We start from the raw sequence: 26250 nt of genomic DNA, 5'->3' as shown, positions 1-26250 counted from the left end.
CGCCTTGGCTTCGCGCTGGTGGGCTAACCTGCGCAGCTAGGCAGGTACGACCCGGTCAGCGAAAAGCTCAGGGCGGGCCGCTGCGATCCGCCAGTCGATCTCTCCACCGAAGAGCTCTGCCGCGAGGCTGCAATCGAGGGCGCTGTAATGGGGCCGGCGGACTGTGCCGCCGAACTCCGCCATCGGAACCCGCACCAGCCGCGGCGTTTTCCGTCCTGCGCGATGAAGTGCGTCGAATGCCGCTGCGACCCAGTCGGCGCGCGACACCGGTGGCGAGCCGGCGATGTGCAGCACTTTGGGGATGGCATCGCCGGCGCTCATGCGGCCGGCCAGCGCCAGCAGGCGTTCGGCGAGCGGGAAGATCGGGGTCGGCGAGCCGATCTGGTCATAGGCCACCCTGACGGTCTCGGCTTCGCTCCGCAGTAGGCTGGCGATGAAGTCCTCACCGTCGCCGAAGAGCCACGCCACCCGCGCGATGCAGGCCCTGTCGCAGGCGGAGAGGACGTTGCGTTCGCCCTTCGCTTTCAGGCGGCCATAGTTGTTGACGGGCGATACGGGATCAGACTCGCGCCATGGAAGCTCGGTTTCGGCCCCGAACACATAGTCGGTCGAGATGTGGATCAGCGGGATGCCCAGCGCGGTGCAGGCCCGCGCGACATCGCCCGGCGCTTCGGCATTGACGGCGCGTGCGCGCTCCGGAGCCGTATCTGAGTCCTGGACGACGCTGAGTGCCGCAGCGTTGATCACAACATCCGGGCGCAGCCGATCGAGCGCCGAGCGGATGGCGGCGGCGTCGGTGATGTCGAGCTCCCGGCTGGAGAACCCGCGAACGCGCGCTCCCCCGGCTCGCGACAGGGCGCGCCCCAGCCGGCCGCTTCCCCCAGTGACAAGCACATTGCTGCGCACAGATTCGCTCCCGCGCCGACTCCGGCTCACCGGCTTCTACATGGAGCAACCGTAAACGTCCGCTTTCGCGATCGCGGCCCTTGCCTCGCTCAGCCGATCACATTGCGGCGCTTGAGCAGCCAGTAGACGGTGCCTGCCGCCAGCGCCGACAGGCCGAGAATGTAGAGCCAGCCGAATTCGGTTTCGAGAAAGGGCAGGGCCTTGGTGTTGACGCCGAAATAGCCGGTGACGAGCGTCGCCGGCATCAGCGTCGCGGTTAGGATCGAGAGCACATAGAGATGGTGGTTGGTCTGGGCGCTGAGACGGGCGGCGATCTCGTCCTGCAGCAGCCTTGCGCGCTGCTGCACGAGCTGGACATCGCCCAGCATGGTGTCGACGCGGTGGAGCAGCCTTGCGGTCGCGCTCCTGACCTTTTCGGGGGCGGCGCGGGCGGTCGCGGTCTCCTGGAAGCGGCGGAACAGCTGGTGCAGGCCGTTGAGCTGGCGGTGGAGCTTGACCGTACGCCGGCGGATCGCGCCGAGCTTGCGGGCCTCGTCGCCGATCCGGTCGTCGATGATGTGGTCCTCGATCGAGTCGGCGTCGTCGGCGAGGCGGTTCACGTCCTCGGCGACATCCTCGATCACGAATTCGATGACGCGCTCGAACAGCATTTCGGGGGAGGTAGCGCGAAAGCCCGCCTCCAGCGTGTCGCGGGTCAGACGCGTCGCCTGCAGGGCCTGGCGCCGGCCGGTGATCAGGAAGCGCTCGCCGACGATCCAGTGCATCATGCCCCAGTCGTCGGCGAGGCTGTGGACCTCGCGGACCTGATCATAGGTGATGCCCCAGACGAAATCCGGGTCGTGATACAGCCGCTGGTGATCGTCCTGCGACAGGAAGACAGCCTGCGCCTCGACCGGCAGTTCGCTGCGCTCGGCGATCCACTGCTTCGTGCGGCTGTGGACGAGATCGAGATGGAGCCAGACGAATTTGGCGCCGTCGAGCGCGAGGCCCGGCGACTGGTCGCGCGGCACGAGGCTGGCGCGGCCCTCATCGTCGAAGCGATAGGCCCAGATGAAGCCGGCCCGGGACTGGATATCCTGAAGTATCGACACGCTGCTTCCGGCTAACGGGTGTTCCGTCAGCATCAGCGCCCGTCAGATGACGGTTTCGCGACAGTCCGCCGCTTTGTGACGAAGGCCTAGTCGCGCTTGATGGAGCCGGTGCTGGCGACCTGCCGCGAAAGCAGCGCCTTGGGCGGTCGCGGGGTGGGCACGAGCTTCGGCGGGGCGCCGTTGGCAATCTTCGTCTCGACGGCCGCGGGCCGGGCGGCCGGTTTCGGCGAGGCGACCTTCGGCCCGCCGCCGCGCCATTGGCGGGAACCGATGTCGAAGCGGCCTTCTCGCCAGGCGGCGAACTCCCTCTCCGAGCCGAAGAAGGCGTTGCGGTCGACATCGCCGGTGATGCCGGGCACGCGGCCGGTGGTGGTGAACTGCCAGAACTCCCACTCCTTGCGCTGGTAGCGATGGCGCAGCGGCGCCGCGGTGGAGCGCAGCCAGTAGGGATGGTCGTTGAATTCGCCCTCCAGCACGTCCTCGTGGAAGGTGATGTCGGTGTAGATGATCGGCTTCTTGCCGGTGTGCTCCTGCAGCCCCTTCAGCATCTCGCGGATCTTGGCGAGCGCCTTGTCGCGCGGGATCTTCTTGCCGCAGGATTCCGAATGGCCGTTCCATTCGACGTCGAGCACCGGCGGCAGCGCGTCGGCGTCGCGCGGGATGTGGCGCTTCATCCAGCGCACCTGGTCCTTGGCCGGACGGCACCAATAGACGAAATGATAGGCGCTGCGTGGCACGCCGGCCTTGCGGGCGCCCTCCCAGTTCTTGCGGAAGTTCGGGTCGAGATGGTCGCCGCCTTCGGTCGCCTTGATGAAGGCGAAGCGGGTGCCGGCGTCCTTGACCCTGGCCCAGTCGATGTCGCCCTGCCAGCGCGAGACGTCGATGCCCTGGATCGAGCGTCGGCGGGCGTCGCTGACGCCGGCATGCGGGCTCGCATCGCCCTTCTTGGGATATAGCGCCTCGGCGGGCGTGGCGCAGAGCAGGCCGAGCCCTGCCATCATCAGAAGGCGGTAGCCAAGGCCGGGCATGCGCCGCTTTCCTGAACTGGTTTCAGCGCGGCGCGCCATAAGGTCCTCCCTGTGTCGAGGCAGGATAGGCGGGCGCCGGGTTAAGAGGTGGTTAGCATTCGAGCGAGCGGCTTCAGCCTTGGTTAACCGGTGAGGCGGCCGCCGGCAGGCATCGGACTTATTCCGCCTCGGTCTCGCTCTGATCTGCGACCTGGCCGAGGCTCGCGGGCTGGAACCTGGATGCCGCGACCGTGGCGGCGGCTCCCGGCATCGTCGCGACGGGCGTGTGCTCCGGACCCGGGCTCGGCTGCGGCGGAACCTTGCGCTCGCGCGTCCAGGTGCGGGTGCCGATGTCGAAGCGCCCTTCGCGCCAGCCGACGAATTCGCCCTCATTGCCGTAGAAGGCGTTGCGGTCGACATCGCCCTTGATACCGGGGACGCGGCCGGTGGTGGTGAACTGCCAGAAGGCCCAGGGCCGGTCCTTGTAGCGCACCTCGGGCTTGGCCGCGGTCGAGCGGATCCAGTAGGCGTAGTCGTTGAACTCGCCTTCGAGCACGTCCTTGTGGAAGGTGATGTCGGTGTAGATCACCGGCTTCTTGCCGGTGAGCTGCTCGAGCTCGGTCAGCATCAGCCGGATCTTCTCCAGCGCCAGCGAGCGCTCGACCTTCTTCGGGCAGGTCTTGGAATGGCCGTTCCACTCGACGTCGAGCACCGGCGGCAGTGCCTCGGGATCGTTCGGAATCTGCTGCTTGAACCAGACCGCCTGCTCATGGGCCGGGCGACACCAGTAGACGAAATGGTAGGCGCCGCGCGGCACGCCGGCCCGGCGCGCGCCTTCCCAGTTCTTTTGGAAGGCGGGATCGATATGGTCGCCGCCCTCGGTCGCCTTGATATAGGCGAAGCGGGTGCCGGCGGCCTTGACCGAAGCCCAGTCGATCTCACCCTGCCAGCGCGAGATGTCGATGCCCTGGATCGGGTACTGGCGCGCCGCCTCGACGCCGGGATGGGGGCGGACATCGCCCTTGCTCGGATAATGGTCCAGCGCCACGCAACCTCCCAGCAGAGAGAGCGCGGCGGCGAGGACGAAAGAGGCGGAGAATGGGTGTCGCATGCGGCGGGGCGTCATCCTGGGCAAGATTGCGGAGAAATCTTGACGCCCGGTTTACGTTACCGGTTTTTCTCGATCCGGCACCGCTTTCTTTCGGTCACCCCAAACGCAGCAGGATCGTCGCTATCCCGAGGAAGGAGAAGAAGCCGACGACGTCGGTGACGGTGGTGACGAAGGTGCCCGACGAGATCGCCGGGTCGATGCCGGCCTTGTCGAGCGCGAGCGGCACGACGACGCCGGCGAGCGCCGCGACGAGAAGGGTCGCGACCATGGCGAGCGCGATCACGACGCCGAGCATCAGGTTGCCGAACCAGAAGCCCGAGACCACGCCGGTGATCACCGCGAAGGCTATACCGTTCAAGAGACCGACGATCATCTCGCGCCGGAAGAAGCGTGCCCGGTTCCAGCTGCCGAGCTGACCGGTTCCGAGCGCGCGGATCGCCACCGTCATGGTCTGGGTCGCGGCATTGCCGCCCTGGCTGGCGACGATCGGCGCGAGCACGGCGAGGGCGACCAGCTTGGAGAGCTGGGCCTCGAACATCGCCATCACCGAGGCGCTGATGAAGGCGGCGATCAGGCTGATGAAGCGCCAGCGGAAGCGGCTCAGCGCGACCTCGCGCACGGGGTCGGAGAGTTCTTCGTCGGCATCGACGCCGCCGAGCTGCTTGACGTCGTCATCCGCGGCGTCCTCGATCACGTCGACGACGTCGTCGATGGTCATCACGCCGACGAGCCGGCCGCTCTTGTCGACCACCGGGGCGGCGACGAGGTCGTAGCGCTGGAACATCCGCGCCACGTCCTCGAGGTCGTCATCGGCCTGGACGACGCGGCGGTCGTCCTCGATCAGATCGGAGATGCTGACCGGCCGCTTGGTCCGCAGCAGCCGGTCGAGCCGGACGGTGCCGACGAAGCGGTGGCCGGGATCGGCGACGAAGATCTCGAAGAAGCGCTCGGGCAGGTCCTGCGTCTCGCGCAGATAGTCGATGGTCTGTCCGACGGTCCAGAAGGGCGGCACCGCGATGGTCTCGGCCTGCATGCGCCGGCCAGCCGAGCCTTCGGGATAATCCAGGCCCTGCTGCAGCACACTGCGCTCGGCCGGGCTCAGCCGGTCGAGAATCTCTTTCTTGTCGGCCTCGTCGAGGTCTTCGAGAATGTAGACCGCGTCGTCGGTGTCGAGTTCGCGCACGCCTTCGGCGACGGTCTGCGGCGAGAGCTCGTCGAGAATCTCCTCGCGGACGGCGTCGTCGACCTCGGTCAGCGCCGTGAAGTCGAAATCGCCGCCGAGCAGCGAGATCAGCTTCGGGCGTTCCTCGCTGTCGAGCGCTTCGAGCAGCCCGCCGAGATCGGCCTCGTGCAGATCGCCGACGAGATGGCGCAGCGTCGTCAGGTCCGAGAGCAGGACGGCCTGCGAGACCTGCTCGACGAATCCCTCGTCCATGACGCCGTCTTCGTCGCGGATCGGCCGGGCCGGCTTTTCGTCGGGAGCGCTCTCGGCTTCCACCATCGGTCCGGCTCCGGGATTCGAGGCTGGGGATTCGCTTGAAGGCGGCGAGCCGCCCTTGTGTCAGCGGTGCGCCCTCGTTGCAACGCGGCATGACCGTTTCGCGACGGAAACGCGGCAGTCTAAACGAAAAACGGCGACCCTTGCGGATCGCCGTTCCCGGGGCATCAGCCCAAATTTGGTGCGGTCAAGAGGACTCGAACCTCCACGGGTCTCCCCGCTACCACCTCAAGGTAGTGCGTCTACCAATTCCGCCATGACCGCAGCGGCCCGAAGCTCGTCCGCGCTGTGGCGGTGATCTCCGAGAGCGGCGTGGGTCTACCAAATGGAATCTCCGGCCACAAGAGCCTGCGAGCGAAAATCGGGAGAAGTTTCGGCGGCTATGGGGCGGTGTTGGAAAGAGCCGGCTCAATCAACACAAAATCGGCCGAAAAGCCGGCCGAAATGCCCTGTTCAGGCGAATTGCGGCCGATCGGACTGCTGGGGACAAGTTCCGGAGGGGGGCGGCGACAGCCATTGCCGCCGGGCCGTAGCTGCGTTGCGCGAGTCGCCTTCCTCAGGCGGCTTCGGCGACACTGCCGAGCGTGAACACGGTCGGGCGCTTGATCATCTCGGTGATCTCCACCGAGATTCGGGTGCCGCTGACGACGACATTGCCTTTGGCGAAGGGGTGGTTGTTGGCGAGAATCTGGACTTCGTCGGTCTCGCTGGCATTGAGCTCGATGATCGCGCCGCGGCCCATGCGCAGCAATTTGTAGATCGGCATCTGGGCCGAGCCGAGCACCACGGTCAGCTCTATCGAGACGAGATCGAGATCAGCCTTCAAAATCCGCCTCCGGGGACCTACTTCACAACGATTCTACGAACTTGCCAGCGACGTCAAAAACGGCGCATGAGCACGGCGCGGCGAGGGCGAGCCGGTTACCAAGAGTTGAACGGACAGGGTTAATCCAAGGTGAAGACGCGCGAGGCGCTGGCGGTTTCTTTCCTGCCCGAGGCAGGTTCGCCGCCGGTCGAATGGGTAATCGCCGAGGCTCCGGTCGGCTACGAGGCCGCCGTCGCCGAGATGGAGGAGCGGGCCGGGCTGATCGCCGACGGGCTCGCAGCCGAACGGGTTTGGCTGGTCGAGCATCCCGCGCTCTACACGGCCGGGACTTCGGCGAAGGACGAGGACCTGCTGACGCCCGGGCGATTCCCGGTGCATCGGACCGGCCGGGGCGGGCAGTTCACCTATCACGGCCCCGGACAGCGGGTCGCCTATGTGATGCTCGACCTGAAGCGCCGCGAGCCGGATCTGCGCCGCTTCGTCGCCGCGCTAGAGGCCTGGCTAATCGGCACACTCGACCAGTTCAACATCCGGGGCGAGCGGCGCGAGGAACGCGTCGGCGTCTGGGTACGCCGCCCGGAGAAGGGGGCCGAGGTCGAGGACAAGATCGCAGCGCTCGGCATTCGCGTGCGGCGCTGGGTCTCGTTCCACGGGATATCGCTCAACGTCGAGCCGGAGCTCTCGCATTTCGACGGAATCGTGCCCTGCGGCATCGCTGGCCACGGCGTGACCTCGCTGGTCGATCTCGGCCTGCCCTTGACCATGCCCGAGGTCGACAGCGTCTTGCGGGCGCAGTTCGAGCAGGTTTTCGGGCCCACTGTGGTGCCGGGCTGAGGCTTATTTGCGCCGTCTCGGCGCATTCACCTTCCATTGACCATAGCCGCCCATCCTCGCCGGATCGGGATTTCGGATGAGGATCATGATGAGAGCGATGTTCTTCGCAGGGTGCCTCGCGGCACTGCTCGGCGCCTGCACCACCACGGACCAGCGCATTGCCGGGGCAGCTGCCGGTGCCGGCACAGGCGCGCTGATCGGCGGGCCGATCGGCGCGGTGGCGGGCGGTGCGATCGGCGCTGTCTCGGCTCCGACGGTGACCCGCTCGGTCCGGCGCATGCGCGACTAGACCAGTTTCCCGCACGGTGCGCCTTGGCAGGGGCGCCGGTTGGCGTTTTCCGCGCGCCGCGCCATAACCCCGGGAAGAGATTTCGCCAGGGAGCGCGTCGTGCCGGTCATCGAAAGCAAGGTCGACCTGAATTCGGCCGAGACGCGCGCCAATGCCGACGCCTGGGCGGCGCTGCGCGGCGAACTGCAGGAGCGGCGCGCCACCGCCGCGCTCGGTGGCAATGAGCGCTCGCGCGAACGCCATACGGCACGGGGCAAGCTGCTGCCGCGGGAGCGCGTGCTGCGCCTGCTCGATCCCGGCTCGGCCTTCCTCGAGATCGGCTCGCTCGCCGCCTACGACATGTACGAGAAGGACGTGCATGGCGCCGGTATGATCGCCGGCATCGGCCGCGTCGCCGGCCGCGAGGCGATGATCGTCTGCAATGACGCGACCATCAAGGGCGGCACCTACTACCCGATGACGGTCAAGAAGCATCTGCGGGCGCAGGAGATCGCGCGCGAGAACAATCTGCCCTGCATCTATCTGGTCGATTCCGGCGGCGCCAACCTGCCGCACCAGACCGAGGTCTTCCCGGACCGCGAGCATTTCGGCCGGATCTTCTACAATCAGGCGACATTGTCCGGGCTCGGCATTCCGCAGGTCGCGGTGGTGATGGGCTCCTGCACTGCCGGTGGCGCCTATGTGCCGGCGATGTCTGACGAGACGATCATCGTCAAGAACCAGGGCACGATCTTCCTCGGCGGCCCGCCGCTAGTGAAGGCGGCGACCGGCGAGGTGGTCTCGGCCGAGGATCTCGGCGGCGCCGACGTCCATGCCCGGCTTTCCGGCGTCGCCGACCATTATGCCGGCGACGACACCCATGCACTGGCGATCGCCCGGCGCATCGCCGGCAATTTCAACAGCGTGAAGCGGCCCGATATCGACCTCGCCGAGAGCGTTGAGCCGCTCTATGCGGCCGAGGAGCTCGAGGCGGTCGTCCCGACCGATCTCAAGAAGCAATACGACATCCGCGAGGTCATCGCCCGGCTGGTCGACGGCTCGGAGTTCGACGAGTTCAAGCGCCTCTACGGCACGACGCTGGTCACCGGCTTTGCCCGCATCCACGGCATCCCTGTCGGCATCATCGGCAATAACGGCATCCTGTTCTCGGAGAGCGCGCTGAAGGGCGCGCATTTCATCGAGCTGTGCTGCCAGCGCCGGATTCCGCTGCTCTTCCTGCAGAACATCACCGGCTTCATGGTCGGGCGCGATTTCGAGACGCGCGGTATCGCCAAGGACGGCGCCAAGCTCGTCACCGCCGTCGCCTCGGCGCGCGTGCCGAAGATCACCGTGCTGGTCGGCGGCTCGTTCGGCGCCGGCAATTACGGCATGTGCGGGCGGGCCTATTCGCCGCGTTTCCTGTTCTCGTGGCCGAACTCGAAGATTTCGGTGATGGGCGGCGAGCAGGCGGCGAGCGTGCTTGCGACGGTGCGCGGCGACAATCTCGAAGCGGCCGGCAAGCCCTGGTCGGCCGAGCAGGCCGAGGCCTTCAAGGCGCCGATCCGCGACCAGTTCGAGGCCGAGGGCTCGCCCTATTACGCAACGGCGCGGCTCTGGGACGACGGCATCATCCTGCCTTCGGAGACGCGCCGGGTGCTGGCGCTCGCTTTCTCGGCCTGCCTCAATGCCGAGATCCCCGAGACCCGCTTCGGCGTCTTCAGGATGTGAAAAAGGCGCGGCGGTTTCCCGCCGCGCCTTCCGTCCCGCGAAATGCGGGACTCAGTTCTTGGTCAGGCCGAGATCCTTCAGCACGCCGTTGCCGCGCTCGGTGAAGGCCTTGACGTAAGCGGCGAACTCTTCCGGCTTGTCCCAGATCGGGGTGATGCCGCGGTCGGCCATGCCCTTGCGGACGTCCTCGCGCTTCATCGTGCGCTCGGCGGCGTCGAACAGGATCTTGCGGCGGTCGGCCGGGACGCCCTTCGGCGCCGAGAGGGCGAACCAGTTCTCGTAGACCCAGTCGAGCCCGGCTTCCTTGGCGCTCGGCACGTCCGGGAAGTTCGGGTGGCGCTCGTTGGTCATCAAGAGGATGGTGCGCACGCGGCCGGCATCGAGCATGCCCTTGGCCTCGATCGGCGAGCCCGTGAAGACGGTGATGCCACCGGCGACGAGATCCTGCAGGGCAGGGGCGCCGCCATTGCTCGGCACCCAGCGCACCGCGTCCGGCGCGATGCCGGCCGCCTTGAGCAGGCCGCCCGAGGCGATGTGCCAGGAACCGCCGACGCCGGTGCCCGAGGCCATCATCGTGCCCTTCGGGTTGTCCTTGGCCGCCTTCAGATAATCGGCGATGGTCTTGTAGGGGCTGTCGGCCTTCACGGTGACACCGGCCGGGATGACCGAAACGCGCGAGAACATGTCGATCGAGTCGGGCGTCAGCTCGCCGAGGCCGAGCGACTTGAAGAAGGAGATTTCCGGGCTGGCGCCGCCGATAGTGTAGCCGTCGGGCGTGGCATTGGCGATGGCGCTATGGCCGGTGATGCCGCCGCCGCCGGTGCGGTTGACGACGTTGACCGGCTGCTTGAGCTCGGCCTCGAGCCCGTTGGCGAAGATCCGCATCACCGAATCCATGCCGCCGCCGGCCGCCCAGGGCACGATGAGCTGCACCGGACGATCCGGGAAAGCGAAAGCTGGGCCGGCGGCAAGCGCCAGCGTCGCCAGGGCCAAAGCGGCCTTGCGGAAACTCTTCATGGTCGACCTCCCAAGTTTGTCGATAATTCTTGTATGCAATTCGTAGAACGCTGGCGCTGTGCCGGCAAGTCGGTATGCGGAATTTTGTATGCAGGATAAGGGGCGATGCCATCTCACGTCGCCCTCAGCATTTCGGCTGGTTGCCCGAGCGCGAGGGTGCCGGGATTGTCCTCAGGTACAATAGCGCGACGATCCCGATAGGGCGCCATCTTCAGACGTCCGCGGCCCGGCGAGCCGGGCCTGGGGATCGAGCGCGCGTGGCTCTCTTGACGGGTGCGGCCCGTCGCGCCGCCGCTAACTGCGGCTCACGGAGCGTCTTTTCGCCCGTCGATCTCGCAATGACGCGGTACCCGCGCTTGCTCCGGGAGGCCCTGCCGATGTGGATTCTGATGTACGTCTTTTCGTACTCCGTCAGCCCGGTGGCGACGAACGACCGGGCCGAGTGGCGGCTGCAGCCGACCGTCGTCTTCCAGGAATTCACAAGCGAGGACCGCTGCCGCTCCGCCAAGTCGAAGCTGGAGGAAAGCCTCAAACAGGCCGGCGCGAAGCTGAGAAGCGCGCTCGGCGACCTCCAGGCCGTGGGCAAGGTCGGCTCGCACGAGATCATCATCGCCTATGATGTCGAGTGCCTTCCGAAGTAGGCCCCGGCATCGGCGGGAGAACCGGAATGCTGCAGATCGATCTTCTCGGTGACGAAGGCATCGTGATCCTGACGCCGCACGGGACTCTCGAAAGCGGCGATTTCGAGCGCCTGTCGGGCGTGGTCGACCCTTATCTCGCCGCGAACGGGACGCTCAAGGGATTGATGGTCGATGCGGCTTCGTTTCCCGGCTGGGACGGCATCGGTGCGCTGATCGCGCATGTGAAGTTCGTGATGGGCCACCACCGCCAGGTCGAGCGCGTCGCCGTGGTTTCGGACAGCGAGCTCCTCAAGCTCGCGCCCCATGTTGCGAAGCATTTCGTGGCGGCAGAGATACGCCAGTTCCCAGCGGGCGAAAGAGCGGGCGCCCTGGGATGGCTGAAGGGAGCTGTACCCGCTCAGCCCTAGGCGGCGCATTTGCCCGCGCATGCGGCGGCGTCCGCGATCTGCTTGGGCCTGTGAACCCGCCTGTAACCGCGCTCCCGATCGCCGCCGGCTCTGTGAGCTACCTCACGGAACGGCGTTCGAAATGGGGGCAGGTTTCGGCGGCAGGGGGCGCAACCACCCATTAGGGGGAGGAGAGCCTATGTCTTCCCACAAGCTCACGACACTGGCGGCCGGACAAAAGAGCATCGCGACCGCGGCGATCGAGGCGCTGGCCTCGCAGCTGCGCGGCAGCATCCTCAGCGAGAAGGACGCAGGCTATGACGAGGCGCGCGCGATCTGGAACGGCATGGTCGATCGCAAGCCCGGCCTGATCATCCGTTGTGCCGACGTCGGCGACGTCGTCAGCGCTGTCCGCTTCGCGCGCGACAGTGAATTGCTGGTCTCGGTGCGGGGCGGCGGCCATGGCATCGCCGGAAACGCGGTCTGCGATGGCGGTCTGATGATCGATCTTTCGCAGATGAAGTCGATCCGCGTCGATGCCGCTGCGCAGCGCGCCTGGGTCGCACCGGGCGCGACGCTCGCCGATCTCGACCGGGAAACGCAGGCCTTTGGGCTGGTGGTGCCGACCGGTATCAACTCGACCACCGGCATTGCCGGGCTGACGCTCGGCGGCGGTTTTGGCTGGCTCACGCGGAAGTTCGGCCTGACCTTGGACAATCTGGAGTCGGTCGAGGTGGTGACCGCCGATGGCGAGCTCCGGCGCGCCAGCGCGACGGAGAACCCGGAGCTGTTCTGGGCGCTGCGCGGCGGCGGCGGCAATTTCGGGGTGGTGACGGGCTTCGTGTTCCGGCTGCACAAGCTCGGAAACGAGGTGTTCTCGGGCCTCGTCGTGCACCCGATGAGTGCGGCCGAGACCGTGCTGAAGGCCTATCGCCAGGCGCTCGAAGTCTCGCCCGACGAGCTGACCTGCTGGGCGGTGATGCGTCAGGCGCCGCCATTGCCGTTCCTGCCGGCGGAGTGGCACGGCAAGGAGGTGCTGATCCTCGCCATGTGCTGGTGCGGCGACATGGCCGAAGGCGAGAAGGCGACCGCGAGGCTGCGCTCGATCGGCAAGCCGATCGTCGATGTCGTCAGCCCGCACCCGTTCACGGGCTGGCAGCAGGCATTCGACCCGCTGCTCGCCCCCGGCGCCCGCAATTACTGGAAGAGCCACGACTTCGCCGAGCTCTCGGACGCGACGATCGGGCTCCTGACCGGTGCCATCGGCCGTCTGCCCGGCCCGGAATGCGAGGTCTTCATCGCGCATGTCGGCGGCGCGGCCGGGCGGGTGGCGAAGGATGCCACCGCGTTCCCGCAGCGCAGCTCGCATTTCGTGATGAACGTGCATGCGCGCTGGCGCGAGAAGAGCGACGACCAGAAGTGCATCGGCTGGGCGCGGGAACTCTTCGAGGCCGCAAAGCCCTATTCGGTCGGCACCGCCTATATCAACTTCATGCCTGCCGACGAGGGCGACCGCGTCCGGGAGGCGTATGGTGCGAGCTACCAGCGCCTCGCCGAGCTGAAGCGCCGCTACGACCCGTCGAACCTGTTCCGCATGAACCAGAACGTGACGCCGGTTGCGGGCCGGCGGGCGGCGTGAGTATCGCGGCCTGAGAGACCGGAGAACCTGACAATTGCGACCATGCCGGACATGCAGCCATGTCCGGCATGGTCTGTCTGCGGACTGATTGCCTGATCAGAGTCGCGAATGACTGCCGCCGGGCGCAATGCCGATGTCGACTCGATGGACTGCCGATCTTGCCGTCGCGTTGGGCTTGCTAGCCGGCTGTCCATCAGCTGAGTTGACGCCGGGGCGATGACGGCTCAGCTTCGCCTGACCGGCATCTAAGCAGCACGCAAGTGGAGAGCGCGATGCGGAAGTCCCTGATCGCGGCGTTCATGCTGCTGCCGATGGCAGCCTGGGCTCAGGCCCCCCGCCTAAGCGACGAGGATATCAGCGACGGCTATATCTATCTGCTCGGCCGGCTCATGGTGACGCGCCAGCAGCAGCTCGATTTCCAGAATGGCTTCAAGTGGAACGAGCTCATCCACCAGAAGCCGGGAGCGGTCGACTGGCCGAACCCCAATCTCGACGTGGCCTATTCCGAGGCCTGGGTCGCCGTTGACGAGAAAAGCTGCACCCTTGTGACCGTTCCGAAGGTCGAGAAGCGCTACTTCGTGGTGCAGGTGCTCAATGGCTGGGGCGAGACGCTCGCCAACATCAACGAACGCGTGTTTCCCAGCCGCCCTTCAGGCGAGTTCGCCCTCTGCCTGAGAGACGCAAAGGTCGATCTGCCGGGCGGCGCAGTCCGGGTCGATCTGCCGGTGAAGCAGGCTCGCATCCTGGCCCGGGTCGAGCTGGGCGATGACCCGGATCAGGCTGTTGCTCTCCAGCACCAGTTCAAGCTGCATGCGACCGGCAGCCCGACGCTCCCGGAAATCCCGAAGACGCCGATCTTCGAGCTCGAGAAGTTGCCCGGCGTCGAGGCGTTCGACGCCGCTGCGGTCGCAATCGACAGCGCACCCGACATCAATCCCGGGCTCGAGCCGATGCAAGAGAAGGTGCGTCTCGTAGCCGGGGCGGCCGGCGACCCGGCCGAGCGCTCCCGGATCGACAGCGTCATCCGTTCCCGGGCCTTTGCCGATATCGCCAAGGCCGGAGCGCGCATCGGACATGGCACGGTTCAGAATGGCTGGGCGCGGCCCGGTGTCGTCGGAGAGTACGGCATCGACTATCTCACCCGCACATTGGTCAATTACCGCGGCATCTGGGCGAACATCAAACCGGAGGTGCTCTATTACCGCGGCGGCAACGATACCTCCGGCGCCGAGCTGAACGGCGACAATGTCTACACGCTGACCTTCCCGAAGGACGAGCTGCCGTCGAATTTCGCGAACTATTTCTGGTCGGTGATCGCAGTCGACAGCACCCGTTTCCGGGTGCTGCCCAATCCGAAGAACCGCTATCTGCTCAATCGCGAGACCAAGCCGCAATTCAACCCGGATGGCTCGCTGACCCTCTACTTCGCCGACCAGAAGCCGGCCGATGCGCCCGAGGGAAACTGGCTCCCGACGCCCAAGGGAAGCGTCTACCGCCTGACGTTCCGTTATTACGGGCCGACCGAAGGCGTGGCGAACGGTACCTACTACCCGCCAGCGCTGATCAAGAGGTGATAGCCGACCGGTCCGGGGCGGCCTGTCAGGCCAGACTGAACGCTTCGTGGATCGCGCTCTGGACGCCGCCGCCCATCACCGGGCCGCCGCCGGCGACATGGATCGCGTCGCCGACCAGCGCCGCGCCGAGGCCGTGGCGCGGCGTCAGCATCGGGGCGTATTGCTCCCAGCCGTCGCTGGCGGGGTCATAGGCCTCCATCTGGCCGAAGACGCGGTTGGTGCCTTCTCCGCCCATCACGAAGACTTTTCCGCGATAGAGCACGGCGCCATGGCCGGAGCGGGCGGTGGGCAGCGGGTTGCGCGGCGCCCATTTGTCGGTCGCCGGGTCATAGGCGTGATGCAGGTTGGAGTTGGTGTGGAAGCTGTCGACCCGGCCGCCGATGACGTGGATCAGATTGCCGATCGCCAGCGTGCCGGTGTGGTCGCGCGCCGTCGGCATCGGCGTGCGCTCCGTCCACTTGTCGGTCTTGGGATCGTAGACGCGGTGCCAGTTGACCGAGGTCTTGGTGTCGGTGGTGTCGCCGATCGCGCCGCCGATCGCATACAGCAGGCCGTTCAGCCCGACGATCGCAGCCGAGCCGACCGGGCGGGGCAGGGGCGCGATCTCGGCCCATTTGTCGGTCTTCGGGTCGTAGGTAAAGCAGCGCGGATGCGGCTTGCGGTTCTGCTCGAGGAAGCCGCCGATGGCGTAGAGCTTGCCGTCGAGGAAGGCGACGCCGACATGGTTGGCGCCCTGCGGCAGCGGCGCGCCGTCGGCCCATTTGTCGGCCTTGGGATCGTAGACATGGTGGTAGGGTCGGTCGGTGCGCTGCTCGCCATAGCCGCCGACGATGTGCATGCGGTCGTCATGAGCGGCCGCCCAGGCCATTTCCGAACGGGGCAGCGGCAGCAATGCCCTGGCGCTCCAGCGGCCGGGATTGGCAGCTTTCGGCGCGGGGGAATCGAAGACGTTCTGCGAGTCCGCCAGGGCCGGCTTCGGGATGCGGCCGGGCTGGTTCAGCCGCTCGTAATGGCCACCATGATGCTCATGGCCGGGTTGCTGTGCGAGCGCCGGCGCGGCAAGGCTGGCGGCTCCGGCTGCGATGAAACCGCGACGGCTCAGGCTGGTCATGACGCTTCCTCCCTCGCTAGAAGAGTAAGGCAGACGCTGCGGCAGGCAAGTGAAAGGGCGGAGCCGGTCTGCTGGAAAAGCAGTTCCGCATACTGCATACGCTGCTATGGTCCTGCCGCCTGAAACGGTTGAAAACACGGGAAACGCGAGGATACGCATGTCTGGGCACAACAAGGTCGCCATCATCACCGGTGCCGGTTCCGGCGTCGGCCGGGCCGTCGCCATCGCCTTCCTGAAGGACGGCTACCGCACCGTGCTCGCCGGGCGCCGCGGCGACGCGCTGGAAGAGACGATCAAGCTGTCGGGCGTCGATGCCGCGCAGGCGCTGGCCGTGCCGACCGACGTGACCAACCAGGATTCGGTCAAGGCGCTGTTCGCCAAGACCAAGGAGAAGTTCGGACGGCTCGACGTGCTGTTCAACAATGCCGGCGTCAACGCGCCGGGCGGCATCATGCTCGAGGACCTGTCGCTCGCCGACTGGCAGAAGGTGGTCGACACCAACCTGACCGGTCCGTTCCTGTGCACCCAGGAAGCCTTCAAGCTGATGAAGGACCAGCAGCCGCAGGGCGGCCGCATCATCAATAACGGCTCGATCTCGGCCCATGCGCCGCGGCCGAACTCGGTCGCCTACACCGCGACCAAGCACGCCATCACCGGCCTGACCAAGACCTCGTCGCTCGACGGGCGCAAATACGACATCGCGGTCGGGCAGGTCGACATCGGCAATGCGCTGACCGAGATGGCGCAGCGCATGACGACCGGCGTGCCGCAGGCCGACGGCTCGATCAAGGTCGAGGCGGTGATGGATGTCGGGCATGTCGCCTCGACGGTGCTGCACATGGCGAGCCTGCCGCTCGAGGCCAATGTGCTCACCGTCACGGTGATGGCGACCAAGGCCCCCTTCGTCGGCCGCGGCTGAGGCTGCTTGACCGACCCGCTGTCGTCATGGTCGGCCTCGTGCCGACCATCCACGTCTTGCGACGGGCGGATTTTCCGCGACACTGGGCGAGGCGGCTCTGGAGCGCCTCGCATGTCGGCTTTCGATGGGCTTCGACGGCCTGAAGACGTGGATGCCCGGGACAAGCCCGGGCATGACGGGGAAGGGGATCGCAATCAGGGCGAGCCCGGCCATGCCGCCCCCGTCGCTCCCAGTGTGGAGCGGGCCTATCGGTCGACGATCTGGGCGATCGCGCTCGGCATCCTGATCTTCGCCGCCCTCGTCGTCGCCTGGGCGCTCGCCATCGGCAACAATCAGCTCCTCAAGGACGGCGTCGACTGGGTTTACGACGTCGCGCTCTACGGCATCGCGGCGCTGGTCTTCGGCCGCGACGAGCGGGCGGAGAAGCTCGCGGCGCTCGGTATCGGCGCGGTGATGGCGGTCGCCGGCCTGCACACGCTCTACGATCTCTGGGACAAGATCCTGCGGCCGCGGCCGATCGAGCTCTTCACGCTCGGCTTCTCGGCGGCAAGCGCCATCCTGATCGCCTATCTGATCGTGCTCGTGCTCTGGCGCTTCCGGCGCGAACCCAATCCGGTGATCAAGGCGACGTGGCTTTCGAGCCGCAACGACACGATCTCGACCACCGGCTTCGCGCTGGTCGGGCTCGCGGCGAGGCTCGCGCCGGTGCGCTGGCCGGAATATCTGCTCGACCTCGTCGTCGCCGCCATCTGTTTCCAGGCGACCTGGGCGATCTGGCGCTCGGTCAGAGCTCAGGATTCAGGGAGGAAAATGGCGGCGGAAGAATAATCTTCTATCGCTACCAAGGTCGTACGACTGCCTTCTTCCGCCTTGATAGCAAACAAAAAAATCCTGTCCGGCTTCTCTTGGGCGGGGTGTGGCGAAATCATGACGGCTCCGAATTCGAAGCCGATCCAGCCCGCGAAAAACGGCTGATCGGCAGCAAGGAGCCGAGAATGTCCGTGATTTCCCTTCTTCGCCGCGGCGCGCTCGCGCTGGCTGCGGGCCTGGCTGCAGGCCTGCTGGCCAGCACCGCCGCCTTCGCCCAGTCTGGCCCGCTCGTCACCACCGAGTGGCTCGAAAAGAACCTCAGCGACCCCAAGGTCCGCATCGTCGAGGTAAGCGTCGAGCCGGGCGTCTACGAGCGCGGCCATATCCCGGGCGCCCAGAACGTCGTCTGGCACACCGATCTCGTCGAGACCGTCTCGCGCGACATAGCCAGCCCGGAGAAGTTCCAGGCGCTCGCCCGCAAGCTCGGGGTCGACAAGGACACGACCGTCGTCCTCTACGGCGACAGCAACAACTGGTTCGCCGCCTGGGGCGCCTGGGTGTTCGACATTTACGGCCTGCGCGACAATGTGAAACTGCTCGATGGCGGCCGCAAGAAGTGGGAGCTGGAGAAGCGCCCGGTCGCGACCAACCCCGTCGCGGTCAAGGCCTCGGCCTTCACCGTCGCCGAGCCGAACCGCAAGCTGCGCGCCCGCCTGACCGATGTCGTCGCGACCGTCGAGAAGAAGTCCGACGCGCGCATCCTCGACATCCGCTCGCCCGACGAGTTCTCCGGCAAGATCATCGCGCCGGCCGGCTTCCAGGAGCTGGCGCTGCGCGCCGGCCATATCCCTGGCTCGGTCAATGTCGCTTGGGCGCGTGCGGTCAACCAGGCCGACGGCACGATCAAGCCGGTCGAGGAACTGAAGAAGCTCTATGCCGAGGCCGGGATCGACGGTTCCAAGCCGGTGATCACCACCTGCCGCATCGGCGAGCGCTCGAGCCACACCTGGTTCATCCTGTCGCGCGTGCTCGGCTATCAGGTCGCCAACTATGACGGCTCGTGGACCGAATACGGCAACGTGGTCGGCCTGCCGATCAGCAACCCGGCCGGCACGGTCTGGACCGGCAAGTAAGCGGCGGCGCTCCAGAGCCATGAGCATTTCCGACGATGGCGGCGCGCTCGATTATGAGCAGGCGCGCCGGCAGGCGGGGGCGGCGGGGCACTCGCCGCCCCTTTGCCTTGTGCTTTCCGCCTGCGTGGTCGCGGCCATTGCCCTGGCGATCTATCTGGTCGGTCGCCATGCCGAGCCGGCGACGCAGCTTCAGCTTTCGCTGATCCTCGGCGTCGCCTTCGGCTTCGTGCTGCAGCGCTCGCGCTTCTGCTTCTTCTGCATCTGGAAGGACTGGCTCGACCGGCGCGATCCGCAGGGGCTGCTCGGCATCGTCGCGGCGCTCGCCGTCGGGCTCGTCGGCTACACGTTGATCTATGGCGCCTGGCTGCCCGACCCGTCGGGGACGCGCCTGCCGCCGACGGCGCATATCGGCCCGGTCGGCCCGGCGCTGCTGCTGGCGGGGCTCGCCTTCGGGGCCGGCATGGCGATCTCGGGCTCCTGCATCAGCGCGCATCTCTACCGGCTCGGGGAGGGCTCGCCGACCTCGCCCTTTGCCCTGATCGGTGCGGTCGGCGGCTTCATCCTCGGCTTCCTGAGCTGGAACCCGCTCTATCTCGGCACGATCTCGGAATCGCCGGTACTGTGGCTGCCGCGCCAGCTCGGCTATGGCGGCGCGCTGCTCGCCGGGCTCTTCGTGCTCGGCGGGCTGGCTTGGTGGCTGCTGCGCGCCGGTCGCCCCGCTCCGGCTACCGCTGCTCAGCATGCCGCCACCGACCCGCTGGCCGCGATCTTCCTGCGGCGCTGGCCCGCCTGGCTCGGCGGGCTCTTCGTCGGGCTGATCGGGATCGCCGCCTATCTGCGCCTGTCGCCGCTCGGCGTCACCGCCGAGATCGGCTCGCGCTCTCGCCAGCTCGCGGCGCATTTCGAGCTGCTGCCTTCACGTCTCGAAGGGCTCGACAGCTTCCGCGGCTGCGCCACAGCGATCCGCGACGCACTGCTGACCCCGAACGGCCTGTTCATCGCCGGCATCGTCGCCTCGGCCTTTGCAGCGGCGCTCGCCGCAGGCGAGTTCAAGCCGAAGCGTCCCGATGGCGGGCATGTGCTGCGCGGGCTGATCGGTGGGGCGCTGCTCGGCTGGGGCACGGTGATCGGGCTCGGCTGCACGGTCGGCACGCTGCTCTCCGGCATTTCGGCGGGCGCGGTTTCGGGCTGGGTCTTCGGCATCGGGCTGCTCGTCGGCACGACGCTGACGCTGAAGCTCGGGCGGAGGCTGCGCCTGCTGGCCTGAGGTGCCGATCCCATGAACGCGGCGCTTCCCGTCATTGCGAGGAGGCTTCAGCCGACGAAGCAATCCAGGGGCGGCAGAGCAAGTCTGCCTGGATTGCTTCGCTGTGCTCGCAATGACGGTGAGGTTCCGGTGCAAGCGCCCATCCGCACCCTGCGCAACATGGCGCAGACACGGGCCTTGGGTCGGCTATAACAGGCGTCACCGCTCGCGGATTGCGCCCGAGGAAGCCGACATGTCGATTGCCGCCAAACTGCCCTCCATCCTGATCGCCAATCGCGGCGAGATCGCCTGCCGGGTGATCCGCACCGCCAGGCGGCTCGGCCTGCGCACCATCGCCGTCTATTCGGACGCCGATGCCGAGGCGCTGTTCGTCGAGATGGCTGACGAGGCCTACCGGATAGGCCCGGCGCCGGCGCGCGAGAGCTATCTCGATGCCGACAAGATCCTCGTAGTCGCCAAGCAAGCCGGCGCGGCCTGCATCCATCCGGGCTATGGCTTCCTTTCCGAGAACGCCGATTTCGCCGATGCCTGCGCGGCCGCCGGCATCGTCTTCGTCGGCCCGCCGGCCTCGGCGATCCGCGCCATGGGCCTGAAGGACGCCGCCAAGGCGCTGGTCGAGAAGGCGAGTGTTCCGGTCGTGCCGGGCTATCACGGCGCCGAGCAGGGCGTCGATTTCCTCAGCCAGGAGGCCGAGCGCATCGGCTACCCCGTGCTGATCAAGGCGGTCGCCGGCGGTGGCGGCAAGGGCATGAAGAAGGTCGACCGGCCCGAGGACTTCGCCGACGCCCTATCCAGCGCCCAACGCGAAGGCAAGAACGCCTTCGGCGATGCCCGCGTGCTGGTCGAGAAATATGTGCTCTCGCCGCGCCATGTCGAAATCCAGGTCTTTGGCGACAGCCATGGCAATGTCGTTCATCTCTATGAGCGCGACTGCTCGCTGCAGCGTCGCCACCAGAAGGTGATCGAGGAAGCACCGGCGCCGGGCATGACGCCGGAGGTGCGCGCCGCCATGGGCAAGGCCGCGACCGAGGCGGCGAGGGCGGTCGGCTATGTCGGGGCCGGCACGGTCGAGTTCATCGCCGATGGCCGTGACGGGCTGAAGGCGGACCGCTTCTACTTCATGGAGATGAATACTCGGCTCCAGGTCGAGCATCCCGTCACCGAGGCGATCACCGGGCTCGACCTCGTCGAGCTCCAGCTCAAGGTCGCGGCTGGCGAGCCGCTCGGCTTCGCGCAGGAGGATGTCCGCGCCGAAGGCCATGCGGTCGAGGCGCGGCTTTATGCCGAGGACCCGGAAAAGGGCTTCCTGCCTTCGACCGGCAAGCTCTGGGCACTGCAATTCCCGCAGAGCGAGGACATCCGCATCGACACCGGCGTCGAGGCCGGCGATTCCGTGACGCCGTTCTACGACCCGATGATCGCCAAGGTGATCGCGCATGGCCGCACCCGCGACGAGGCGCTCGACCATCTCGCCTTCGCGCTCGGTGAGACCATCGTCGCCGGCCCCCGCACCAATCTCGCCTTCCTGAAGAAGCTGGCCGAGGCGGAGGGTTTCCGGAAGGGGCCGTTCGACACCGGCTTCATCGAGCGCAACATCACGGCACTGGGCGCCGAGCCGCAACCGCTCGATGCGGCGGCGGTCGCGGCGGCGGCGCTGCAACTGGAGGAAGAGCGCCAGGTGGCGGCGCTCGACCTCGCCGTCGAGCGGACCGGCGACGAGGCCAAATCGCCCTGGCTCGATGCCGACGCCTTCTCGATCATGCCGCGCCCGGCGCTCGGCCTGCCGCTGCTGGTCGATGGCGAGCGCATCGAGGCCAAGATCGAGTGGAGCGGCGACGATGCTCGCGTCTCGCTGCCGGGCCACCCGTTGCCCGAGGGAGAGCATGAGGTGACGCTCGCCCGGGCCGAGGGCGGCACCTATCTCGCCTTGCACCGCGGCCGGCAGACGGCGGTTGCGCTGTTCGACCCGTTCAGTGTCGATCTCGACGCGGTCGGCGGCTCGGGCGGCGTCATCAAGGCGCCGATGCACGGCAAGCTGATCGCGCTCTTCGTTGGGGCGGGCGAGGCGGTCGTGAAGGGCCAGCGCCTCGCCATCGTCGAGGCGATGAAGATGGAACATGTGCTGACCGCCCCGCGCGACGGCACGGTCACCGAGCTGGGTGCCGAGCCGGGCGCGCAGGTGGCAGAGGGCGCGAAGGTGGTCGTGCTCGGGGAGTAGGTGCGTCATGCTCGGGCCCGACCCGAGCATCTCAGACCAGAGGAGGCCACGATGGTGCTTCCTCGTCAGGAGATTCTCGGGTCTGCGCTGCGCGCCGCCCGAGAATGACGTGGATTACAAGCCATCCAACGCCACGATGGCCCGCTCGGCGACGGCGAGATTGATCTCCGCCAGCGGGTCGTCGTCGCCTAGGAACCAGGTGGCCGAGAGTCCGCACCAGGCCAGGGTCCATCGAAGCAGGCGCTCGCGCTCCAGCCCGGACTTCGCCAGCACGATTTCCAGCCGGCGCTCGAAGCGGCCGGGCAGGGTGGCGACCGGCGGCTCGGGATCGGCGAGATCGGGATCGCAGAACAGGATCGTGTATTCGAAGGCGCGGTCGCCGATGACGCATTTCGGGTCGATGGCGAGCCAGCCGCGCGCTCCGAAATCGAGCACATTGTCATGATGCAGGTCGGCATGGAGCGGCAGGATCTCGCGCTGCGCCGCGAGCAGCTCCGCGGCTGACGCAGCCGAGCGGGCGAGGATGCCGCCGCGCTCCCGCGCCATCGGGAAGAGCTCCGCGAACCAGGTTTCCAGCGGGATCAGGCCTGACGGCGCCGGGCCGCGCGGCTTCTGGAGGGCGGCGATGGCGTCGCAGAGGATCGCGGTCGCTTCATCGTCGCCCTCCGCGCCGCTGCGGGCCATGGCGGCGAGCGAGCGCGGGCCGGTGGCGCGCTCGATCAGCATTGCATCGCCCGAGTCGGAGCGGGCGAGCAGGCGGGTGGCGCCGTCGCCGTTCCAGTATTCCAGCGGCAGGTAGCCGAGGCGCTCATCGGGCGAGTCCGGCAGCTTCAGCATGGCCGGCTCTTCGCGGCGCCGGACCGGCAGCAGGCGGCTGGAATGCGTCGTGATCGGCGCGCCATCGGGGACGAGCCCCCAGCGCGCCAGCCAGGGCGCGTATTCTGCGGGCTGTACGGTCACGGCTCAGCTCATCTGCGACCGGTTGCGGCCAATCAGCGGGTATTGCTCGGCCTCGTAGATCTGACCGGAGACCGGGGCGCTGTCATCCGAGAGCCAGAAGGCGGTATGGGCGGCGATTTCCTCGGGCTGCATCAGCCGGCCGGTCGGCGCGAACAGGGCGGAGACGTCCTTCTCCCAGCCGGCTTTTCGGCCATGGCGCTGCTGCGTCGCGTCCTCGTTGGCGGTGAAGGTCCAGCCGACATTGAGCTGGTTGACGCGGATGCGCTCGCTGCCGAGCGCGTCGGCGAGATTGCGCGTCATCGTCGTCAGCGCGCCCTTGGACATCGAATAGACCGTGAGGTCCGACTGACCGCAAAGCGCGTTGATCGAGCCGACGGTGACGATGGCGCCGCCGGATTTCTGCAGGCGGAAGGCGCGGATCGCCGCCTCGGCGCAGAGCAGCGGCGCGCGGGTGTTGATCGCGAAGACATGGTCGAAGAAGGCCGCGGTGCTCTCGCCGATGACGCCGCGCGGATAGATGCCGGCATTGTTGACGAGCCCGTCAATGCGGCCGAAGGCCTTGCAGGTCGCGTCGACCAGCGCCTGCGCCGTCGCCGGCTCGGCAAGGTCGCCGGCGACCCCGTGGCAGCCGGTGCCGAGCTTGCTGCAGGCGACCTTGACCTCGCTCTCGTCGCGGCCATGGATCAGGACCCTCGCGCCCTCGGCGAGGAGCCGCCGCGCCATTGCGTGGCCGATTCCGGTCGAGGAACCGGTGACGAGAATGGCCTTGCCTGCGAGTCCTTGCATCAAGAAGCTCCGAAATCGGGAGAAGGAGGACGGGATGATCGTGAATCGGATCGTGGCGAATATTGCAACCGAGGATCCCGAGTGGGCGCGCCAATTCTATGGCGAGATCCTCGGCCTGAAGCGGGTGATGGACCATGGCTGGATCGTGACCTACGCGGCGGAAGGCAATTCGGCACCGCAGATCAGCTTCGCCAGACAGGGCGGCGGCGGCGCGCCGGTGCCGGACATCTCCGTCGAGGTCGACGATCTCGACATGGTCCACAAGCGCGTGCTCGCCGCTGGCATCGCGGTCGAATACGGGCCGGCGGAGGAGGACTGGGGCGTGGGGCGCTTTTTCGTGCGCGACCCGTTCGGCAAGCTGGTCAACATCCTGGCGCATCGCCGCTGAGGCGCTTCTCGCCGGGGCGGCAGCGTCGGAACCGGCCCGGCCGCGGCAACATGCTCCAGCTCTGGGGCTGTGGAGAAGGCGCGCTGCGGCTGGCCCGCGGCTTCCTGCGGGACTAGGCTGCAGGACCATGCCGCTTCATCTGCTCAAACTCTGCGTCGGCGCCGAATCGATCAGCGATCTCGAGGAATGGATCGCCGAGCGGCAGGCGCAGCGCCGCGCCCGTGGCGAGCCGGCCGAACAGCTGCACACCACCCGCATGGTGCCGAAGCGCATCGAGGAGATCGTCTCCGGCGGCTCGCTCTACTGGGTGATCAAGGGCCAGCTCAGCGCCCGCCAGCGGCTGATCGACATCCGTCCCTTCACCGATGCCGAGGGAATCGGGCGCTGCCATCTGGTCATGGAGCCGATCGTCGTGGCGGTCGAGCCCAGGCCCTACCGGCCGTTCCAGGGCTGGCGCTACCTACAGGACAAGGACGCTCCGCCCGACATCGACGGCCGCAGCGGCGATCTCGGCGCCATGCCCGAGCAGATGCGGCGCGAACTGGCGGAACTGGGGCTGCTCTAGGCCCGAGCCTGCGCCGATGCTTCGCAGCATGGTAGCCGGCTGGCATTCGCGCGATATCGTGAGCAGTGACCGAACGGCAATTCTGCGTTTGACTTGCGCCGGGGGACGCGGGAGGCTTCCGACGCGGGCCTGCAAGACATGGCGACGCCGATAAGGGAGCGAATACCATGAAGTCCGTTCATGTGCTGTCGGCCGCTGCGATCCTCTCTCTTGCCGCACCCTTCGCGGCTTCGGCGGCGACGCCCACTGTTCCCGCCACGACAATCGCTGTGCCCGAGCTGGTCGAGTTCAGCCAGTATCGCGGCGGTGTCGCCCGGCGTGGCGTTGCTGTCGGGCCCCGGGGCGGCGTCGTCGCCGGGCGGGGCTACGCCGCGCGGGGCCCGGCGGGAGCCGTCGCCGGCAGGGGCTATGTCGCCCGTGGCCCTCGCGGCAATGTCGTCGCAGGCCGGACCGGTGCCGCCTGGGTGCGCCCAAACAATTATTGGTGGCATCCGGGAATGGCCGTCGTGTCCGGCGCTGCCGTCGGCTTCGTCGCGGCCGCGGCTGCCACAGCCTATGCGACCTCGCCGGCGCCGGCGCCGGGCTATTGCTGGTTCTACACCGATCCACAGCGCACCCAGGGCTTCTGGGACGTCTGCCCGCGCTAGGCGCGGGTCGGGAAGGCCGGCCGTGCGCCGGTACTGGAGATGACTGAGTAGGGAAGATGCCGACGGCGACCTAACTGAGCAGGCAGGCGAAACGACGGGGGCGCGTTCGATGTCACGTATTGCAGCAATCCTGCTGGCCGTGGTGGCGGGCTGGGCAGGTTCGGTTCAGGCCGCCGACATGGCGCCGGCTCCAGCACCCGTTCCCATCCCTGTTCCCGATGTCGAGATTCGTCTGACGCCGTTCTTCTGGGCGTCGGGGCTGAGCGGCACGGTGGGCGCGCGTCGGAACCTGCCGACGGTCGACATCGACGTGTCGTTCACCGACATCCTGCGCAATCTCGACTTCGCGGCGATGGTCGCGGGCGAATACAGGAACGGCCGCTGGGGCCTCCTGGCGGACCTGACCTATGTCGCCGTCTCGCTCGACCGGGGTCGCGACGTGGTGCCTCGTGTGCCCGGCTTCACCAGCGCGTCACTGACCTCGAAGACCTTCACCGCCACGGCGACAGGCTTCTATCGGTTCTATGACAGCGCCGCCTTCACCGCCGACCTGGTGGCGGGCGGGCGGGTCTGGTCCGTCTCGACGGATCTCGATCTCAACGTCGCGGGCGTGCTGGCGCTTTCGGCCGGCTCTACCCATAGCTGGGTCGATCCCGTCGCCGGCGTTCGCGTTCACGCCGTGCTGGGCAACGGCTTCGGCCTCAGCGCCTATGGCGATATCGGCGCTGGCAGTTCGCGGCTGACCTGGGAGCTTCGCGGAACCGTCGACTACGCCTTCAATGCGAACTGGGCGGTGTCGGTCGGCTACCGCCATCTCGCCGTCGACTACCGGCGCGGCGGGTTCGTCTACGATACCAGCTTCAGCGGCCCGATCGCGGGCGTGTCCTACCGCTTCTAGGGGAGAGCTTGCCGGCGCGGGC

Annotated in this window: 26 protein-coding genes and 1 tRNA gene; 16 read left to right on the top strand and 11 right to left on the bottom strand. The window is 67.5% G+C overall.

Annotation, left to right across the window (positions count from 1 at the left end; genetic code table 11):
• Positions 1-36 precede the first annotated feature (36 nt).
• From DK26_RS07885 to DK26_RS07855, 7 genes are all read right to left on the bottom strand, one after another.
• The gene (locus tag DK26_RS07885) at positions 37-906 is read right to left on the bottom strand and encodes a sugar nucleotide-binding protein (RefSeq protein WP_066470085.1); all 870 of its coding nucleotides are present in this window, start codon (positions 904-906) and stop codon (positions 37-39) included.
• A gap of 89 nt (positions 907-995) precedes the next feature.
• Positions 996-1997, bottom strand: coding sequence for a CorA family divalent cation transporter (locus tag DK26_RS07880; protein ID WP_066470083.1), 1002 nt, complete (start codon positions 1995-1997; stop codon positions 996-998).
• Between the two features lie 86 nt (positions 1998-2083).
• Complete coding sequence (locus DK26_RS07875; protein ID WP_248309901.1) at positions 2084-2998, bottom strand: glycoside hydrolase family 25 protein; 915 nt, start codon at positions 2996-2998, stop codon at positions 2084-2086.
• A 184-nt stretch (positions 2999-3182) separates the two neighbouring features.
• Positions 3183-4115: a glycoside hydrolase family 25 protein gene (locus tag DK26_RS07870; protein ID WP_248309892.1), complete on the bottom strand. Its 933-nt coding sequence runs from the start codon at positions 4113-4115 to the stop codon at positions 3183-3185.
• Between the two features lie 94 nt (positions 4116-4209).
• Complete coding sequence (mgtE, locus tag DK26_RS07865) at positions 4210-5616, bottom strand: magnesium transporter (RefSeq protein WP_066470080.1); 1407 nt, start codon at positions 5614-5616, stop codon at positions 4210-4212.
• A gap of 176 nt (positions 5617-5792) precedes the next feature.
• Positions 5793-5877: transfer RNA gene (locus tag DK26_RS07860), tRNA-Leu, on the bottom strand.
• A 292-nt stretch (positions 5878-6169) separates the two neighbouring features.
• Positions 6170-6439, bottom strand: coding sequence for a FliM/FliN family flagellar motor switch protein (locus tag DK26_RS07855; RefSeq protein WP_066470077.1), 270 nt, complete (start codon positions 6437-6439; stop codon positions 6170-6172).
• 129 nt (positions 6440-6568) lie between these two features.
• On the opposite strand from DK26_RS07855, the gene lipB reads away from it, so the two are divergent.
• From lipB to DK26_RS07840, 3 genes are all read left to right on the top strand, one after another.
• Positions 6569-7273, top strand: a complete 705-nt coding sequence (gene lipB, locus DK26_RS07850) for a lipoyl(octanoyl) transferase LipB (RefSeq protein WP_066470073.1) — start codon at positions 6569-6571, stop codon at positions 7271-7273.
• An 85-nt stretch (positions 7274-7358) separates the two neighbouring features.
• Complete coding sequence (locus DK26_RS07845) at positions 7359-7562, top strand: hypothetical protein (protein ID WP_157089557.1); 204 nt, start codon at positions 7359-7361, stop codon at positions 7560-7562.
• Between the two features lie 99 nt (positions 7563-7661).
• Positions 7662-9269, top strand: a complete 1608-nt coding sequence (locus DK26_RS07840; RefSeq protein ID WP_066470070.1) for a carboxyl transferase domain-containing protein — start codon at positions 7662-7664, stop codon at positions 9267-9269.
• Positions 9270-9320: 51 nt separating this feature from the next.
• On the opposite strand, the gene DK26_RS07835 is transcribed toward DK26_RS07840, so the two are convergent.
• A complete protein-coding gene (locus DK26_RS07835) occupies positions 9321-10286 on the bottom strand; it encodes a tripartite tricarboxylate transporter substrate binding protein (RefSeq protein ID WP_066470067.1) in 966 nt (321 codons plus the stop codon).
• Positions 10287-10663: 377 nt separating this feature from the next.
• On the opposite strand from DK26_RS07835, the gene DK26_RS07830 reads away from it, so the two are divergent.
• From DK26_RS07830 to DK26_RS07815, 4 genes are all read left to right on the top strand, one after another.
• A complete protein-coding gene (locus tag DK26_RS07830; RefSeq protein ID WP_066470064.1) occupies positions 10664-10927 on the top strand; it encodes a hypothetical protein in 264 nt (87 codons plus the stop codon).
• 26 nt (positions 10928-10953) lie between these two features.
• Complete coding sequence (locus DK26_RS07825; protein ID WP_066470061.1) at positions 10954-11334, top strand: STAS/SEC14 domain-containing protein; 381 nt, start codon at positions 10954-10956, stop codon at positions 11332-11334.
• 178 nt (positions 11335-11512) lie between these two features.
• On the top strand, positions 11513-12952 hold the full coding sequence (locus DK26_RS07820; protein WP_066470059.1) for an FAD-binding oxidoreductase: 1440 nt from the start codon (positions 11513-11515) through the stop codon (positions 12950-12952).
• A gap of 272 nt (positions 12953-13224) precedes the next feature.
• On the top strand, positions 13225-14526 hold the full coding sequence (locus DK26_RS07815) for a DUF1214 domain-containing protein (protein WP_066470057.1): 1302 nt from the start codon (positions 13225-13227) through the stop codon (positions 14524-14526).
• A 25-nt stretch (positions 14527-14551) separates the two neighbouring features.
• Here DK26_RS07815 and DK26_RS07810 read toward each other — a convergent pair whose 3' ends face one another.
• Entirely contained in the window at positions 14552-15637 is a 1086-nt protein-coding gene (locus DK26_RS07810; RefSeq protein ID WP_083533043.1) for a kelch repeat-containing protein, read from the bottom strand.
• Positions 15638-15794: 157 nt separating this feature from the next.
• Here DK26_RS07810 and DK26_RS07805 point away from each other — a divergent pair, with 157 nt between their 5' ends.
• The 5 genes from DK26_RS07805 to DK26_RS07785 all read left to right on the top strand — a co-directional run bounded on the left by DK26_RS07805 (position 15795) and on the right by DK26_RS07785 (position 21984).
• A complete protein-coding gene (locus DK26_RS07805) occupies positions 15795-16556 on the top strand; it encodes an SDR family oxidoreductase (protein WP_066470052.1) in 762 nt (253 codons plus the stop codon).
• A gap of 111 nt (positions 16557-16667) precedes the next feature.
• Entirely contained in the window at positions 16668-17384 is a 717-nt protein-coding gene (locus DK26_RS07800) for a cation transporter (protein WP_066470049.1), read from the top strand.
• A gap of 167 nt (positions 17385-17551) precedes the next feature.
• Complete coding sequence (locus tag DK26_RS07795; protein ID WP_066470261.1) at positions 17552-18499, top strand: sulfurtransferase; 948 nt, start codon at positions 17552-17554, stop codon at positions 18497-18499.
• A 19-nt stretch (positions 18500-18518) separates the two neighbouring features.
• Complete coding sequence (locus DK26_RS07790; RefSeq protein ID WP_083533042.1) at positions 18519-19766, top strand: YeeE/YedE family protein; 1248 nt, start codon at positions 18519-18521, stop codon at positions 19764-19766.
• A gap of 232 nt (positions 19767-19998) precedes the next feature.
• A complete protein-coding gene (locus tag DK26_RS07785; protein ID WP_066470046.1) occupies positions 19999-21984 on the top strand; it encodes a biotin carboxylase N-terminal domain-containing protein in 1986 nt (661 codons plus the stop codon).
• Between the two features lie 114 nt (positions 21985-22098).
• Here DK26_RS07785 and DK26_RS07780 read toward each other — a convergent pair whose 3' ends face one another.
• Together DK26_RS07780 and DK26_RS07775 are read right to left on the bottom strand one after the other, a co-directional pair.
• On the bottom strand, positions 22099-22944 hold the full coding sequence (locus tag DK26_RS07780) for an aminoglycoside phosphotransferase family protein (protein ID WP_066470043.1): 846 nt from the start codon (positions 22942-22944) through the stop codon (positions 22099-22101).
• A 3-nt stretch (positions 22945-22947) separates the two neighbouring features.
• Entirely contained in the window at positions 22948-23730 is a 783-nt protein-coding gene (locus DK26_RS07775) for an SDR family oxidoreductase (RefSeq protein ID WP_066470041.1), read from the bottom strand.
• Between the two features lie 34 nt (positions 23731-23764).
• On the opposite strand from DK26_RS07775, the gene DK26_RS07770 reads away from it, so the two are divergent.
• The 4 genes from DK26_RS07770 (at position 23765) to DK26_RS07755 (ending at position 26228) form a co-directional block, all read left to right on the top strand.
• Entirely contained in the window at positions 23765-24118 is a 354-nt protein-coding gene (locus DK26_RS07770) for a VOC family protein (protein WP_066470034.1), read from the top strand.
• 127 nt (positions 24119-24245) lie between these two features.
• The gene (locus DK26_RS07765; protein ID WP_066470032.1) at positions 24246-24683 is read left to right on the top strand and encodes a DUF1489 family protein; all 438 of its coding nucleotides are present in this window, start codon (positions 24246-24248) and stop codon (positions 24681-24683) included.
• 167 nt (positions 24684-24850) lie between these two features.
• The gene (locus DK26_RS07760) at positions 24851-25330 is read left to right on the top strand and encodes a hypothetical protein (RefSeq protein ID WP_066470024.1); all 480 of its coding nucleotides are present in this window, start codon (positions 24851-24853) and stop codon (positions 25328-25330) included.
• Positions 25331-25439: 109 nt separating this feature from the next.
• Positions 25440-26228, top strand: a complete 789-nt coding sequence (locus DK26_RS07755) for a hypothetical protein (RefSeq protein WP_066470022.1) — start codon at positions 25440-25442, stop codon at positions 26226-26228.
• Positions 26229-26250 lie beyond the last annotated feature (22 nt).

The sequence above is a fragment of the Allobosea sp. WAO genome, assembly GCF_001509835.1.
In the GTDB taxonomy this organism is placed as follows: domain Bacteria; phylum Pseudomonadota; class Alphaproteobacteria; order Rhizobiales; family Beijerinckiaceae; genus Allobosea.
Note: the sequence above shows the minus strand (reverse complement) of the source record. Positions and strands in the feature narration are given on the sequence as shown.